We start from the raw sequence: 16636 nt of genomic DNA, 5'->3' as shown, positions 1-16636 counted from the left end.
GTTCGCCTGACAGTTGGGCGGCCTTTGCGTGATCGTGTCTTCTCGCTGAAGTCGACAGTCGATCAACCCAAAGGCCGTGATGGACAGTCTGCAAGACGACGCTGCGCGCGTCGAGTCCCTGACCGGGTTGTCCCGGTTCCGCCGCGAGTTCTACGAGTGCCTGACCCTGCGAGGGGATGCCCTGTTCGAGCTGACGGACGCGGTGCTGTGCGCCGACGGGCCGGTGGTCTCGCTGCCGGAGCTGACGTTGGAGGCGGTGCACCGGCGCGGGCACGGGGCGATGTACGACGCACTGGCCCGGGGCCACATCAACGTGTCCCGCCTCCGCGTGGCGCTGGCGGGCTTGGAGCTGCCGCGTGGGGCGGACCGGCAGCTGTCCATCGCGCTGGACGTCACGCCCTGGCCCCGGCCGGACGCCGAGTGCTCGCCCGAACGCCTGCACTGCCACCGCCCGTGCCGTTGCGACGGCGTGCGCCAGACCATCCCCGGCTGGCCCTACCAGATCGCCGCCGCCCTCGGTGGTGGCCGCTCCTCGTGGACCGGCCCGCTCGACGCGGTGCGACTGGGCCCCGAGGACGACCCCACCGAGGTCACCGCGGCCCAGATCCGTGAGCTGCACGCCCGCCTGGAAGGGGCCGGGCAATGGCAACCGGGCGACCCGCCGGTCCTGTTCGTCATGGACTCCGGCTACGACCTGGTTCGTCTGACCTGGCTACTGCGCGAGGAGCCGGTACGGCTGCTGGGGCGGATCCGCGCGGACCGGGTGATGTACGCACCGGCCGGCAAGCGCCGCGGAACCAACCCCGGGCGCCCGCCCCGCCACGGAGCGGAGTTCCGCCTCGCCGACCCCGCCACCCATCCGGCCCCGGTCCAGGAGTCGACCGGCATCCACGACCGCTTCGGCGAGGTCCTCGCCCGCTGCTGGGGTCAGATGCACCCCAAGCCGGACCGCCGTGGTTCCTGGGCCGACCACGAAGGCGAACTGCCCCTCGTCGAGGGGGCGTTGGTCCATCTGGCCGTCGAGTACCTGCCCGGCAACCGCGACCCCAAGCCGCTGTGGCTGTGGCACGGCGACCCGGACGCCACCGCCCACGACGTCAACCGCCTCTGGCGGATCTTCCTCAGAAGATTCGACATCGAACACACATTCCGCTTCTTCAAGCAGACCCTCGGCCTGACCCGCCCCCGCCTGCGTAACCCCGAACAGGCCGACCGGTGGGTGTGGCTGATCCTCGCCGCCTACACCCAGCTCCGCCTCACCCGGCCCCTGGCCGAGGACCTGCGACGCCCCTGGGAGAAGCCCCTGACACCGGATCAACTCACCCCCGGCCGCGTCCGCCGCGGCTATCCCCGCATCCGGCGGACCCTGGGCACTCCAGCCAGCACGCCGAAAGCCACCCACCCCGGGCCCGGCCGCCCCAAGGGCCGCACCTCCACCCCCGCACCCCGCCACCCAGTCGGCAAGAAACAGAAAAAAGTGGACAGGCTCCGACGTGGCGGAGCCGAGGAGGAGGCTTAAAGATCAAGTTGAGGCAATGGGCACTTGTGGGCCAGTTGCGGTCGCCTCCTCCGTCCCTTATTCGCGGTATGTGAATCTTTGCGATTCCGTTACCCTTTCGCTTACTGTATTCACACCCTCCCAATGCGTGATGATGATCACCATTGACAACCCTGTGCGATGGATCTTGACTCTGCGGAGTTGTGTGTTTCCTGTGAGGTTGGGGCGGGTCCATGGGTGGGGTGCGGGGGATTCGCGATGTCTCCGTGAAGAGACGTCGTGTTCGACGGTTGGCCGTCAGCGGTCTGGTGTGTGGGCTTGTGTCCGCGCTGGCGGTGGGGCTCGTTCCAGGTACGGCTCTGCCTGCGGTCGCGCAGCAGCCGGTGCGGGAGCCGAAGGCGGCTCAAGCGTCCGAGGGTGATACGGCTCAGGCCACGACGGCCGATGCGCTCGCCGAGGCGAAACGTACCGGCAAGCCGGTTGAGATCAGCTCGCTCCGTGGCGAGCACAGTGACGTGTACGCCCAGCCGGACGGCTCGCTGGAGGCGCGAGAGTATCTCCGTCCCGTGCGGGCCCGGGTGGACGGTGAGTGGAAGCCGATCGACACCGACCTGGCCAAGGCCGCGGACGGAACCGTTGCCCCCAAGGTGAGCACGGTCGGAATCCGGTTCTCCGGGGGCGGCAATGGACCCCTGGTGCGGATGGAGAAGGCGGGGCGCGAGGTAGCGCTGTCCTGGCCCGGCCCACTGCCCACGCCGGAGCTCGCCGATGCCACGGCTACGTACCGGGAGGTCCTTCCGGGGGTCGACCTGCGGATGGGTGCCCAGGAGGACGGCTTCACCCAGCTGCTGGTGGTCAAGTCGGCGGAGGCGGCGGCGAGCGAGAAGCTCGCCGCGCTGCGCCTGGACCTCGCCACTGAGGGCGTGAACGTACAGGAGACGGCCGAGGGCGGCCTGGAGGCCGTTGACCACGGGGCGCAGGGTGCGGTGTTCGAGGCGCCCAAGCCGATGATGTGGGATTCCAGTACGCCGTCGGGAGCGGTGGCGAACCCTGCTCGGTTGCGGGCGGCGGCTGCGGAAGCCGGGGTCGCGGAGGCCGAGGCCGACACCAGGGAGCCGGGGGCCGGGGAGTCCGGCAAGTTGGCGCCTGTGGGTGTGGAGTTGCCGGCGAGCGGTGACGCGCTGGTGCTGAAGCCGGACGCGGATGTGCTGGCGGGCAAGGACACGGTGTATCCGGTGTTCATCGACCCGATCTGGTACACGCCGCGCGCATCGGCGTGGACGATGGCCTCGAAGTACTGGGCCTCATCGCCGCAGTGGAAGTTCAACGGTGACTCGGACGCGGGAATGGGCTACTGCAACTGGTCCTACTGCCAGCCGAACGACACCAAGCGTCTCTTCTACCGGATCCCCACATCGAAGTTCGCGGGGAAGACCATCCTGAGCGCCGAGTTCACGGTGCCCAATACGTGGTCGGCTTCCTGTTCCGCTCGGAGCGTCGAGCTGTGGCGTACGAAGGACATCTCGTCGTCGACCACCTGGAACTCGCAGAACGCTTCCGGTTTTTGGACGAAGCAGCTGGCCTCGAAGTCGTTCGCCTACGGCTTCAACGGCTGTGCCGCGAAGGACGCGGAGTTTGACGTGAAGGCGGCTGTTCAGGATGCCGCGAACGACAAACTGTCCACGATGACGTTCGGATTGCAGGCCGCCAGCGAATCGGATGGCTACGCCTGGAAACGCTTCTCGAGCCAGGCTTCCCTTCGCGTCAAGTACAACCAGCCGCCGCCGCAGATCAAGATGTCGCAGCTGATGATGGATTCCGGCGGGACGTGTAAGAAGCCGGATGCAGCTGCCCGGGTTCGGTCTCTGGGGATAATCCGGGCGATCAATGTGACCGACCCCGACAAGGACAACGTGGCTGTGCAGTTCCGGGCCGCCTGGAAGGCCGACGGGGATAAGGATCCGGTGGCTCACTGGACTCCGTCGCTCACCACGTCGAAGCCGTCTGGTTCCAGCTTCTCAATAAGTCTGCCGTCCTCCATCCCGGCGAACAAAATGGTGCATTGGTACGCACGCTCCTACGACGGGACGCAGTACTCGCCGTGGTCGACGGCGGGTACTCCGACCGGCTGTTACTTCGTTTACGACACCAGCGCCCCCAAGGGGCCAACGATCAGCTCGGTAGACTATCCGAGCTCTGATCCCTCAGACGCGGAGGCGCCGTGGCTCGACGGTATGGGCAAGTACGGAGCTTTCACGCTGAAGGCGTCGGACAATACTGCTGTCAAGTACTGGTACGGGATCAACGGTGACCCCACGTCGAAGAACACTGTGACAACCAGTGCGGGCGCGGCGAGGACCCTTCAACTGCTGCCGTCCAAGCCGGGACTGAACTACATTATGGCCCAGTCGTTCGACGCTGCTGGCAATGCCAGCGATACCACTCCGTACTGGTATCGAGTCAAGGTCGGCCAGCCGGAACGTGCGATGTGGCAAATGGATGAGCAGGCCGACGCCAAGGAAGCAGCAGGTACTTCGGGTGCCCGTGTCGCCACCCTGAATGGTGGGACGACGCTGGGGGCTGCCGGCAAGTCCGGCACGGCTCTCGGCCTGGACGGCACCAGTGGGTACGCGGCGGCGGACATTCCGACGGTCAACACATCCAACGGCTTCAGTGTGTCGGCGTGGGTGAAGCTCGACCGGCTGCCGAACGGCGCCGCAGTGATCGCGGCTCAGCCGGGCAACAACTCGCCCGGTTTTGAGCTGTATTACTCGCAGGGATACGACCGCTGGGTGTTCAACCAGTACACGTCCGACACGTCCGGTGCTTCCATCGCACGAGCCATGGCGCCCGCCGCCGGTGGTGTGTCTGTGAACAAGTGGACGCATCTGGTGGGGGTCTACTCCGGAGGCGCCAAGGAGCTTCAGCTCTATATCGACGGGAAATTGGTCGGCCAGACTCCGTACTCCACGGCTTGGGACGCGCGTCGCGGCCTGCGGATCGGAGCCACTGAACTGAGCGGCACGGTGAAGAATTTCTTCCCCGGCACCATCGATGATCTGAGGCTGTTCGACAAGCCCGTCTCTGCCACGGAGGTCGGCAACCTCTTCCGACAGGAGTCGATCGGCAACGGCCGTACCGCCCGTACGATCTTCTCGCTGGACGAGGCGCCCGGTGCCACAGAAGTCGTCGGGTACGCGGACGCGCAGCCCCTCTCGCTGATCGGGGACGCGAAGCTCGGCGACCCCGGCATGGCCGGCAACTCGTTGACGCTGGGCGGTAATGGCTATGCCCGTACGGCAGCACCGCATGTGGACACACAGCGGCCCTTCGCGGTGTCGGCGTGGGCCAAGCTGGACAGGATTCCCGGGCAGGCCGCCACAGTCGTCGCTCAGATGGGTTCCAACCGGCCGGGCTTCCAGCTCTACTACTCCGGGACGTTCAAGCGGTGGGGCTTCATGCAGTACGTGACGGACACTGCGGACTCCAGCCAGGTCCGGGTGCTGCAGCCCGATACGGCGCCGGATCCCCGGCCGGGGGACTGGGTGCATCTGGTCGGTGTGCACGACCCCACCGCCGACACCCTGACGCTCTACGTGAATGGCGCCAAGGTCGGCAGTGTCGCCCAGTCGAGTCCGTGGTACGCGGGCGGATCGGTGCAGGCCGGTGCGCTGACGACCGGTAGTGGCAGTGTCAGCCAGTACCTGCCCGGGCAGATCGACGACATTCGTGTCTACGACCGGGTGATCGGCGACGCGGAGGCGCAGCAGTTGTTCAAGCAGCGGGCGGTGCTCAAGGGCCGGTGGAACTTCGAGGAGACCAACGGCACATCAACGGTGACCACCCCCGATCTCTCCAACCAGAGGAACGCCATGACTCTGTCCGGAGGCGCGAAGCGCGGTGCCGGATGGGTCGATTTCTACGGTCTGGAGCTGGACGGGATCAACGGTTCCGCGGGCACCAGCACCATGCCCATCGACACCGGTCTCAGCTTCACGGTCACTGCGTGGGCCCAGGGCGCGGCAACCCCCGCGCGTTCAGTAGCCGCGGTGAGCGGTGAGGGTGAGAGCCAGAGCGCGTTCAACGTCCGCTTCGTACCGGACGCGAAAGATCCCAACGGCCTCGGACGCTGGCAGCTCGCACTTCCGGACACCGACGCCACGAAGACATCGGTGCAACCGGTCAGCAACACCGAGTTCTTCGACGTGCGTGACTGGAACCATCTCGCGGTCGTCTACGACGGCTTCGCGAAGGAAGCCCGGTTGTATGTCAACGGCACGCTCCAGGAGATCGCGTGCGGCGATGGCGATGGCGATACGGATGACGCCGCCTGTGAGGACCTCATTTCGTGGGCCGACGACGTACTGACGTTCAAGGCAAGCAAGTCTCTCCAGGTCGGACGGGCGAAGACGGCGGGCAAGTGGGGCGAGTACTTCGCCGGCTCGATTGACGACGTATGGGCCTTCCAGGGCGCACTGAGCGACGGTCAGGTACAGAGGCTGGCCACCGCGCGGTTCGGCCTTCCAACCGAGGTTCCAGAAGGCGACTAGCGTCCGGCAGCCGTGTCCGGCTCATGAACCCGGACACGGCTCCGTAGCCCCCTTCCGTCCTCTCTTCTTCTTTCATCCCAGTCCGCGCCATCGCTGCCCACCGGCAGTCGGCGCCCGTAGCGATGGATACTCCATATGAGACCCCGCTTCGCTCACTTCCCCGGAGTGCTGCTCCGGAGAACTTCCCTGATTTTGTCGGCTGTGATGGTCGGCACCATTCTGCAGAGTGCCGCCGCACCCGCTGTGGCGCAGGAGTACAAGCCTCCGGTCATGGCCCAACCGGACAAGCCGGTCGCCGGTACGTACGGCGGCAAGAGCGTTCCTCGTGCGACGTCCAAGGATCCGAGTGGTCCCGTACGGGCGCCCAGGGCATCGTGGCCCGACGCCGTCACGCGGACGGTCACCGTTCCGGGCGCTGAGGCCACTGGTGCGAAACGCTTTGCCAAGGCCAAGGGCACACCGATCGGTATCGCCGGGGCGCGGACGAAGCGGGGCGGAAACGTGCCGTCCGGTGTCGAGACCCGGGTGCTCGACCGGAAGCAGGCAGCACGTGCCGGGGTGAACGGCCTGCTCTTCACTCTTGAGGCGAAGAAGCCGACGGCCCAGACGGATGCCAAGGGCACGACCGCGACTGCGGCGGCTGATTCGGGGACCGTCGCACTGAGTGTGGATTACGCGGACTTCGCCGATGCCTTCGGCGGCTCGTACGCCTCCCGCATCGGTCTGGTCGAACTGCCGGCCTGCGCGCTGACGACCCCGGCGAAGGACAGCTGCCGTACGTCGACGCCCGTGGCCGTGACCAACGATGCGACGTCGCAGACGCTGACGGCGAAGTCGGTTGCTCTGCAGGCCGGTTCGGCGACGGTACTGGCCGTAGCCGCTGCTGCGGAGGGCGAGAAGGGCGACTACAGGGCCACCTCTCTGTCTCCGTCGGCCTCGTGGGACACGAGCCTGAACACGGGGGACTTCGGCTGGTCGTACGACATGCCGGTCCCGGATGTCCCAGGGAGCCTCACGCCGAACGTCGGCCTTTCGTACTCGTCCGGCACGATCGACGGACGCACCGGGGGCACCAACAATCAGGCGTCGTGGGTGGGCGACGGTTTCGAGATGTGGCCCGGTTCCATCGAGCGCCGCTACAAGCCGTGTGCCGATGACGGCGAGAAGAACGCGGACGGCAACAAGCCCGGCGACCTGTGCTGGGCCTACGACAACGCGTTCCTCAGCTTCAACGGCAAGGGCGGAGAACTCGTCCCGGTCAGTACGAACGAGTTCAAGCTCAAGCAGGACGACGGGACGCGGATCACGCGCCTGAAGTCCACGGACCGGAGCAACGGCGACAACGACGGAGAGTACTGGCGTCTGATCACGCCGAGCGGCACCGAGTACTACTTCGGCTACAACCGGCTCCCCGGCTGGGCGACGGGCAAGGAGACCACCGACTCCACCTGGACCGTTCCCGTCTTCGGCAACAACACGGGCGAGCCCTGCAACGCGGCGGCCTTCAAGGACTCCTGGTGCCAGCAGGCATGGCGCTGGAACCTCGACTACGTCGTCGACCCGCACGGCAACGCCATCGCGTACCACTACACCAAGGAAGCCAACAACTACGGCCGCAACCTCAAGGCCGACGACAACACCACCTACACGCGTGGCGGCTACCTCAAGCGCATCGACTACGGCCTGAACAAGGCCCGGATGTTCACGGACAAGCCGCTGGCCCAGGTCGTTTTCTCCAGCACCGAACGCTGCCTCCCGGTAACTGGGGTGACCTGCGCCGAGTCGACCATTGACGACAAGGCGTCCTACTGGTACGACACGCCCTGGGACCTGAACTGCAAGTCCGGCGCGAAGTGTGACAAGGGCCGACTCTCGCCCTCCTTCTGGACGCGCAAGCGCCTGACCGATGTCACCACCCAGACGCTCAAGACCGACGGCACTTACGCCAAGGTCGACAGCTGGAAGCTCGCCCACCGCTGGGGTATGGCCGACGTCGACTACCAGCTGCTGCTCGACAGCGTTCAGCGCACGGGCGAGTCAGCCAGCCCGGTTGTCACCCTTCCGAAGACGACTCTCACCTACACGCAACTACAGAACCGGCTCGACAAGACCGGCGACGGCTACGCGCCCTTCATCAAGGCGCGCCTCTCCAGCGTCGCCGACGAGGCGGGCGGCCAGATCGATGCCAACTACTCCGCGCCGGACTGCGACTGGAACGCGCTGCCGACGCCGCAGACGAACACCACACGCTGCTTCCCCCAGTACATCGGTGGCGACAGTTCGAGCGACCCCGAACTGAACTGGTTCAACAAGTACGTCGTCACGTCCGTCACTACGACGGACCGCACCGGCGGTGCGCCCGACGCGGTCACCCGCTACCAGTATCTCGGTGGCGGCGCGTGGCACTTCGACGACGACGACGGTTTCGCCAAGGAGAAGAGCCGGACCTGGTCCCAGTGGCGCGGTTACGGCCAGGTCCGCGTCCAGAGCGGTGGCCAGGGCGGCGCCGACGCCATGAAGTCCCAGCAGGACTCGTACTTCCTGCGCGGGATGGACGGTGACCGCAAGGCCGGCAGCGGCGGTACGAAGTCCGTGTCCGTCTCCCTCGGAGACGGCGAGGGCGACCCCATCACCGATCACGAGTCGGCGGCCGGCTTCGGATACAAGTCGGTCACCTTCGACAAGCCCGGCGGCAAGGTCCTCGGCAAGTCGGTCAGCCGGCCCTGGTACCACGAGACGGCGAAGAAGGTACGTGACTGGGGCACGGTGACCGCCAACTTCACCGGCACTTCCAGCAGCAGGAGCTGGACCTCCCTCGATGACGGGGCCGGCGCCAAGTGGCGCACGACCTCGGCCGCCACCAAGTACGACACTGTGGCCGGCCGCGTCATTCAGGCCGACGACTTCGGCGACGACAGCATCGCAGCCGACAACCAGTGCACCCGCACCACCTACGCCTCCGACTCGGTCTTCCTGGAAGCCACCTCGCGCGTCGAAACGGTCGTGAAGTCGTGCGCCGCCACTGTCGACCGTGCGAAGGACGTCCTCTCCGATGTCCGCACGGCCTACGACGGTGGGGCCTATGGAGTGGCGCCCGCCAAGGGCGATGTCACGGCCACCGCGACGCTGAAGGAACACACCGGAACCAAGGCCACCTACCTTGAGACGGGCGCCACCTACGACAGCTACGGCCGCGCGCTGACCAGCACCGATCTGACAGCCAACGTCACCGTGGACGGTGACAAGGCCCCGGTACGCACCGCTCGCGCCGACGGCCGGACCAGCACGACGGTCTACACCCCGGCCACCGGACTCCTCACCCAGCTCAAGACCACATCACCGCCTGCCACCGCCGGCGTCGCGTCGACGGTGCAGACCACCACCCAGGACGTCGGTATCCGCGGTCTGCCGGTCAAGGAGACCGACACCAACGGCAACGTCACGGAGAGCGCGTATGACGCGCTCGGCCGTACGACCAAGATCTGGCTCGCGGACCGGCGCAACACCCAGCTCCCCAACTACCAGTTCGCCTACCTCATCGAGGACGGCAAGCCCACGGCGGTCTCGACCAAGATCCTGAACAACGAGGGCGGTCAGATCACTTCGTACGCCCTCTACGACGGCTTCCTCCGTGAGCGCCAGAGCCAGGTTCCGGGCCCCGAGGGCGGCAGCCTCCTGGCGGACATCTTCTACGACGAGCGCGGCCTGGCGGCCAAGACCTTCGCTCCGTACTACACGACGGGCAAGCCGTCCGCCGCGCTGTTCAAGCCGGAGAACGCGCTGTCGCTCGAGACCCAGACCCGCACCACGTTCGACGGGCTGGGACGTCCCACCGAGATCCGCAACGTCGCGGGCAACGGCGACGGCGGCAGGGTGTTCAACCTCACCACCACCCTCTACGGCGGCGACCGCACCACCGTCATCCCGCCGGTGGGCGGCACCGCCACCACCACCGTCACCGACGCCCGCGGTCAGACCACGGCGCTCCTCCAGCACCACGAGCGCAAGGCGACCGCCTCGTACGACACGACCTCCTACGACTACACGCCCCGCGGTGAGCTGGAGAAGGTGACCGGCCCGTCGAAGAGCGTCTGGAGCTACACGTACGACCAGCTCGGCCGGCAGACCGAAGCGGTCGACCCCGACAAGGGAACGACCAAAAGCTACTACGACGACCGCGGACAGCTGACGTACACCGAGGGCGCCCGCAAGATCCAGCTCCACAACATCTACGACAACCTCGGGCGCAGGACCGCACTGCGCGAGGGCTCTGCGACCGGCACGATACGTGCCAAGTGGGAGTACGACTCGGTCTCCGGCGCCAAGGGGCAACTCGCCAAGTCGATCCGGGTGGTGAACGGCAAGGAGTACATCGCCGGTGTCGTGAGTTATGACCGGCGCTACCGCCCCACCACGACCTCCGTCGTCATCCCCGACAGCGAAAGCACCGCGCTGAGGGGCACCTACCAGACCGGTACGACCTACCTGACGTCCGGTCTGGTAGGCGGAATCAGCTTCAGCCCGGCGGGCTCCCAGCCCGGCGGTGCGTTCAACTACAGTTTCGAGAGCGAGACCCTCCGGCCGACACGCGTATTCGGTGAAGGAGCGAACGCGACGGTCCAGTACTCGCACACCGGCAAGCCCATGATGTACACGCTGAGTCCGTCCAGCGGCGGCAACAACCAGACCTACGTGGGCAACACCTACGAGTGGGGCACGCAGCGGCTCGCCACGACCCGTGTCGACCGCTACAACCAGCCCGGCGTCGACCGCCATGTCACCTACGGCTACGACGACGCCGGCAACGTCCTGTCCATGGCCGATGTCTCCCGCACCGGCACCGACAACCAGTGCTTCACGTACGACTACCTCGGCCGGCTGACCGAGGCGTGGACCCAGTCCACCACCACCTGCGCCACCGCCCCGGCCACCGACAAGATCGCCGGCCCCGCCCCGTACTGGCACTCCTACGCCTACGACAAGGCCAGCAACCGGACGGCGGAAACCCAGCACGCCACCGGCGGGGGCGCCGGGCAGGACATCCAGCGAACCTACGCCTACCCCGGAGCCGGCAAGCCGAAGGCCCACTCGCTGACCTCCGTCACCACCACCGGCCCCGCGGGCACCAGTACGGACGCTTACGAGTACAACGAGGCGGGCGACACCATCACCCGCCCGGGTCAGAAGCTCGACTGGGACGCGGAAGGCCACCTGGCCAAGGTCACCGAGGGCAGCAAGACCACCGAATACCTCTACGACGCCGACGGCAACCGCCTCATCGGCCGCACCGCCACCGAAACGACCCTCTACCTCGGCCACACCGAAGTCACCCTCGCCAAGGACGCGACCAAGGCCAAGGCGACCCGCTACGTCGACCTGGGCGGTGGCCAGAGCGCGGTCGTGAGCGACGACCGCTCGGTCTCCTTCACCATCGCGGATCACCACGGCACCGGCCAACTCGCCATCAACGCGGCCACCCTCGCCCTGACTCAGCGCCGCACCCTCCCCTTCGGCGCGATCCGCGGCGAGACCCCGCAGAACTGGCCCGGCACCAAGGGCTTCGTAGGCGGCACCGACGACACCAAGGCCACCGGCCTCACCCACCTCGGCGCCCGCGAATACGATCCCACCACCGGCCGCTTCCTCTCCGTCGACCCGCTGTTCCAGGGCAACATCCCGCAGACTTTCAACGCCTACAGCTACGGCGCCCAGAACCCCCTGAAACTCTCCGACCCCAGCGGCCTGGGCGTGCCGGAGTGTCACACGGGTGAGTACACAGGCTGCCACAACGGCGTTCCCGGAAAAGGAACCAAGCCGGCGAAAACCAAGCCGGTCACTGAAGCGCCTAAAAAGTCTAATTCGGGCGATACTGTTTGCTACGTATGCAATCCGGACAATAATGGAGCGGGGGGTATAAGTTATGTCAAGCAGCCACCGCAACACGCACCAAATGAACCCATACAGGTTTTGTTGCGGGGGGAGGCGCTCTACGGGCCGCAACCCAAGATGGGGTTTCGGGAGTTCATAAGAAAGGCTATCGAAGGGCCGATCTGTAATATTGGGTACCCTTGCGAGGACCCCGATAACCTTCCGCGGCTCGGCATGGTCCCCATCGTCCCCGGCCCGCTAATTGGGCGCCCTGGACCCATGCCTGGCCTCCGGGCGGGGTTGCCTGCCCAGGGTACGATCTCACCCAAGGGTGTGCGATTCACACAGGACAGCATAAAAGGTAAATACAGTGACGGGAGGACTGTTCAAAACACAATTGACGATCTAAAGTCGGGGAAATTGAAAGCAGGCGACGTGCCACCGATTCGAGTGTTCGAGAGAAATGGGAAAATTTACTCACTCGACAATCGTAGGCTGCACGCTTTCCGGGAGGCCGGCGTGGATATTCGATTCAGGAGGGCGACGTCCGACGAGGTGAACAGGGAAATCGTAAGGGGCGACAAGTTTTCAACTAAGAATGATGGAGTATCGATCAGAGTGAGAGGGGAATAGTGATGGACCTCGTCGATCGGCTCGACGCCGTTAGAACTCGCGATGATCTGGTCGGGTTCCTGGGGGAAGCTCTTGCGGATCTCTCGCGAGGCGGACCCGGCTGGGAAAATACCTCGCTTGAAGAGTTCTTGGAGGCTCTGGCAGCCTGGCTGCATGACATGCCTGGGGTATTCGCTAATCGGGGCGAGTCAGTGCCGAATCAGCCTGACTGGAACTTGGTGGCACGCATGATCATGGCAGCTAGGATGTATGAGTGATCTAATGTGCTGAGGGTTTCCCCGGATCGCCCGGAATGCTGCGAATAGCGGCATAGCGGGCGATCCGCATTTGGGCTGGGCTTCATGGGCGCCGCGCACACGTGCTATCCGTGCGCCGAGACATTGCGCTTACGTAGATCCGAGCGTCAGTCATCGAACCCTGCCCCGAAAGTGTCTCCTTCGGGCAGGGCAGCTGACGGGTGCCCACAGGGCCCCGAGTGGGGGTAGTTCTGGGACTCGTCAAGGACGGTGACAGACGCGGGCTGCGCGGAGGTTTTTTCGCGGAAGGTGCAGCCACAGCCGAGGTCGTGCCATAGCGCCGGGCTCCGTTCGCGGCAGCCTCCCTGACCGTGGCGAGGGCGGCGACGGCCGCGTATGACACGACTTCCTACGACTACACGCCCCGCGGTGAGCTGGAGAAGGTGACCGGCCCGTCGAAGAGCGTCTGGAGCTACTCGTACGACCAGCTCGGCCGGCAGACCGAAGCGGTCGACCCCGACAACAGGGCCCCGGGGAGAGTTCCGTAGGTCCCGGTTTGGCCGGTTGATCACCGGTGGCCGGACATGAGGCGAGCACGGCTCTTGTGGATCATGGAGTTCTCTACGCTCTCAGATCAGCAAGGCTGCCGTGCTCGTCGCTCCATCCTCCCTCATGTCCGTGTCCGTCGGCACGGCACCCTCCTCGTCCGTCGGCCAGACCGGGAATGTGTCTCCGGCCGGTCTGTTGCAGGCGCTGGCCGGGGTGCCCGATCCCCGGGATCCACGGGGAGTGCGCTACCAGTTGTCCACGCTGCCGGCGATCGGGGTGTGCGCGATGACGGCGGCCGGTCACAACTCCCTGGTCGCGATAGCCGAGTGGGCCCGCCGCTGTGATCAGGCGATACTGGCCCGGCTGGGCTGTCCCTTCGATCCGTTCGCCGGCCGCTTCCGGGCGCCGGGAGAGCGGACCTTGCGGGACATCTTCGCCCGGGTCGACCCCGGCGCCCTCACATCGGCCGGATTCGCCCGCCTCACCGTTCTGACACCGGCCATGGTGGGGCCGCTGAGCCCGGACGGTATTGCGGAGCGCGAGCAGCGCCGCGCCCACCGGGCCGCCGCGCGCGGGCAGGATCAACGCCGGCGTCGCCGCGCGTTCGCGGTGGACGGCAAGTGCCTGCGCGGAGCCGTCCGCGCCGACGGCAGCCGGGTGTTCGTACTGACCGCCGTCCGTCACGATGACGCGCTGACCGCGGCCCTGCGTGAGATCGGCGCGAAAACGAACGAGATCCCCGAGTTCGCACCGCTCCTGGACACCATCGACGACCAGGACCTGGCCGATGCAGTGGTCACGGTCGACGCTCTGCACGCCCAGAAGGATCACGCCCGCTACCTCGTCGAGGACCGAAAAGCGCACTACCTGCTGTCCGTGAAGAACAACCAGCCCTCCCTGGCACGGCAGTTGAAGTCGCCGCCCTGGGCGCAGGCACCGGTCCTGGACCGTTCCCGTGACCGGGGACACGGCCGCGAGGAGGTCCGGGAGGTGAAGGTGGTGTCCGTGGACGGACTTCTCTTCCCGCACGCCCGCCAGGTCGTGCGCATCCACCGCAAACGCCGCCGCATCGGCGCGAAGAAATGGACCACCGAGACGGTCTACGCCGTCACCGACCTGCCCGCCCACCAGGCGTCCGCCGCCGAACTCGCGGCCTGGGCCCGCGGCCACTGGATCATCGAGAACACCGTCCACTGGACCAAGGACGTCACCTTCGCCGAGGACACCAGCCAGGTCCGCCGCCACCACACCCCGGCCGTCATGAGCGCCCTGCGCGACCTGGCCCGCGCCGCCCTGCACCGCAACGGCTGGACCAACACCGCCAGCGGCCGACGCGCCCACACCCACCCCGAAGCCGCCCTCACCCTCCACGGAATCCCATGATCAAACCGGACGAACGCGACTCTCCCCGGGGCCCTGGGGAGTCGGCCGCTTGGTACCAGTTCCTGACACCGTTGTCCGCGCGGGTGGCGGAGCCGGGGGACCGGGCGGTGGCGGTGGTTGCTGATCGCACCTGGTACTGCGAGGCGCGTACGCAGGCGTCGACGTGGGAGCTTGTGCGGGTGACGCGGCTGGACGAGCAGGCGGGGAGTGTGGGCTCGCTGTGACGGCGTTCGCCGACCAGCCGTCGGATGCGGATGCGGATGCGGATGCGGACCCGGGCGCGGGTTTGGGCCAGGACTTGTATCGGGTGCGGATCGTGCCGCGCGGGCGGATGGCGCTCGTCGAGCTGGACGGCGTGGACGTCTCGCGGGACGTGACCGCGTACTTCGTTCAGCAGGTCGTGGGTGAAGGGCCGCAGGTGGTGTTGCATCTGGCCGGGACAGCGGGTGCCGCGTTTGAAGGGGTGGCTCGGGTCGCCGTTGGCGAGCCGCCCGACTCCGGCCCGGCGGCCGTCGCGTTTCTGGAGGCCATCGACGCACGGCAGTTGGAGCAGGCGGTGCTGGCTCGCCATGATCTACTGGACGGGCAGCCGCACGAACTCACGCGGGGAATGCTGAAGCTGCTGATGGAGTGGGCGCGCGGGGACTGAGCCGGATGGGAGTCCGCTGATGCCGTCACCGCCGAATCGCCGCCACAACACACCTACTGACGCCGGGGCCTACAGCAACGCCGGGCCGATCGCCGCTGCCTTCGACCGGCGTGCGGCTGCCGCGTTGCCGCAGGCGATTGCCGCCGTCCGTCATTACGCGATGCTGCTGGAGACCCGGATCAAGGCGCATGCCTCCGGACGTCCTGGGCCGAATGCTCCGACGGGGGAGTACCGGCGGAGCTGGACGCACTCGGTGCAGATTTCGGGGGCGACGGTGACGGGCCTGGTCACCACCGACAAGCCGCAGGCCAGAAGGCTGGAGTACGGGTTCGTCGGTACGGACTCGCTCGGCCGCCGCTACAACCAGCGCCCCTACCCGCACGTCGCGCCGGCGCTGGAGGACATCCGGCCGCTGTTCCTCGACGGGGCGCGACGGATCGCGGAAGGGGCCGGAGAGTGACGGTCTCGGGGCGCCAAGTAGCCCTGGCCGCACAGGCGATGATCGTGGTGGCCACGGGCCGCTCTTGCGGTTACGGCACGATCCCCGTCGCCGCGTCCCAGCCGACCGGCGCGGCGCTGCCGTACACCGTGCTGTACGAGTTGGGGCAGGCCCCGTCCGGCCCGCCGTTCGGTAAAAGCCCAAGCACCTTGAGCGGCCTTCATGACTGACCGAGTGGTCGTCCTCATCCTTGTTGGGGCCCTGAGTGCTTACGTCGCTCTGAAACACCCTTCTTTGGGTACGGCAGTCCTCGTGGGCGCAGCCGTTGTGACTGTGCTCCATCTTCTTTTGCAGGAGCGGGAGTAGGCGACGTGTCTTGGGGCTGGCCAGGTCGCCATTTGGTCTCTGTGCGGGACCATCCCCGCGCGGGCGGGGAGCAGATCGTCCGTGACCTGTGCGCGAGCCCGGACCGGGGACCATCCCCGCGCGGGCGGGGAGCAGATCGTCCGTGACCTGTGCGCGAGCCCGGACCGGGGACCATCCCCGCGCGGGCGGGGAGCAGACAATGGCCAATGCCGCGTACTTAAGGCGTTGGCCCGCTTGTCAACCGGGGGCATACCGGGCGTCCCGGCGCCGATAGGTCGGCTCCTGCAGCCTGACGGACCTGGACAAACCATGGCGCTTGCCACTTGGCGCTGGCCCCCGCCGCCTTCTTGACAGGAGCCTGGGGACCTTAAGAGGGTGTCTCACGTGGCTTGAGGGTTCGTACGGCATGATGTCTGTCGTGGGTGCTGATCTGTCGAAGCGTCTGGTTCCTGATGAACTCTGGGA

At 66.8% G+C, this 16636-nt stretch carries 10 protein-coding genes; all 10 read left to right on the top strand.

Features of this window, described 5'->3' with window-relative positions:
- Nucleotides 1-79: 79 nt before the first annotated feature.
- The 10 genes from AB0389_RS09505 (at nt 80) to AB0389_RS09460 (ending at nt 16035) form a co-directional block, all read left to right on the top strand.
- On the top strand, nt 80-1519 hold the full coding sequence (locus tag AB0389_RS09505; protein WP_366394752.1) for an NF041680 family putative transposase: 1440 nt from the start codon (nt 80-82) through the stop codon (nt 1517-1519).
- A gap of 299 nt (nt 1520-1818) precedes the next feature.
- A complete protein-coding gene (locus tag AB0389_RS09500) occupies nt 1819-6048 on the top strand; it encodes a LamG-like jellyroll fold domain-containing protein (RefSeq protein ID WP_366394750.1) in 4230 nt (1409 codons plus the stop codon).
- Nucleotides 6049-6252: 204 nt separating this feature from the next.
- On the top strand, nt 6253-12549 hold the full coding sequence (locus tag AB0389_RS09495) for an RHS repeat-associated core domain-containing protein (protein WP_366394748.1): 6297 nt from the start codon (nt 6253-6255) through the stop codon (nt 12547-12549).
- A gap of 2 nt (nt 12550-12551) precedes the next feature.
- Nucleotides 12552-12806 (top strand): hypothetical protein, encoded by a 255-nt coding sequence (locus AB0389_RS09490; RefSeq protein ID WP_366394747.1) that lies wholly within the window; start codon nt 12552-12554, stop codon nt 12804-12806.
- A gap of 350 nt (nt 12807-13156) precedes the next feature.
- Entirely contained in the window at nt 13157-13333 is a 177-nt protein-coding gene (locus tag AB0389_RS09485; RefSeq protein ID WP_366394746.1) for an RHS repeat domain-containing protein, read from the top strand.
- A gap of 124 nt (nt 13334-13457) precedes the next feature.
- Complete coding sequence (locus AB0389_RS09480; protein WP_366394745.1) at nt 13458-14717, top strand: ISAs1 family transposase; 1260 nt, start codon at nt 13458-13460, stop codon at nt 14715-14717.
- Complete coding sequence (locus AB0389_RS09475; protein WP_366394744.1) at nt 14714-14941, top strand: hypothetical protein; 228 nt, start codon at nt 14714-14716, stop codon at nt 14939-14941. The genes AB0389_RS09480 and AB0389_RS09475 overlap by 4 nt, the downstream gene beginning before the upstream one ends.
- Entirely contained in the window at nt 14938-15366 is a 429-nt protein-coding gene (locus tag AB0389_RS09470) for a hypothetical protein (RefSeq protein WP_366394743.1), read from the top strand. Before AB0389_RS09475 ends, AB0389_RS09470 begins: the two co-directional genes overlap by 4 nt.
- Before the next feature lie 19 nt (nt 15367-15385).
- On the top strand, nt 15386-15826 hold the full coding sequence (locus AB0389_RS09465) for a hypothetical protein (protein WP_366394742.1): 441 nt from the start codon (nt 15386-15388) through the stop codon (nt 15824-15826).
- Entirely contained in the window at nt 15823-16035 is a 213-nt protein-coding gene (locus AB0389_RS09460; protein WP_366394741.1) for a hypothetical protein, read from the top strand. The genes AB0389_RS09465 and AB0389_RS09460 overlap by 4 nt, the downstream gene beginning before the upstream one ends.
- Nucleotides 16036-16636 lie beyond the last annotated feature (601 nt).

The sequence above is a fragment of the Streptomyces sp. NPDC093109 genome (assembly GCF_040701725.1).
In the GTDB taxonomy this organism is placed as follows: domain Bacteria; phylum Actinomycetota; class Actinomycetes; order Streptomycetales; family Streptomycetaceae; genus Streptomyces.
Note: the sequence above shows the minus strand (reverse complement) of the source record. Positions and strands in the feature narration are given on the sequence as shown.

What these genes read in the sequence shown, in the direction of transcription:
- AB0389_RS09490 (WP_366394747.1), top strand. Translation starts at nt 12,552, where the DNA reads ATGGACCTCGTCGATCGGCTCGACGCCGTTAGAACTCGCGATGATCTG.
- AB0389_RS09495 (WP_366394748.1), top strand. Translation starts at nt 6,253, where the DNA reads ATGGTCGGCACCATTCTGCAGAGTGCCGCCGCACCCGCTGTGGCGCAG.
- AB0389_RS09480 (WP_366394745.1), top strand. Translation starts at nt 13,458, where the DNA reads ATGTCCGTGTCCGTCGGCACGGCACCCTCCTCGTCCGTCGGCCAGACC.
- AB0389_RS09505 (WP_366394752.1), top strand. Translation starts at nt 80, where the DNA reads ATGGACAGTCTGCAAGACGACGCTGCGCGCGTCGAGTCCCTGACCGGG.
- AB0389_RS09475 (WP_366394744.1), top strand. Translation starts at nt 14,714, where the DNA reads ATGATCAAACCGGACGAACGCGACTCTCCCCGGGGCCCTGGGGAGTCG.
- AB0389_RS09465 (WP_366394742.1), top strand. Translation starts at nt 15,386, where the DNA reads ATGCCGTCACCGCCGAATCGCCGCCACAACACACCTACTGACGCCGGG.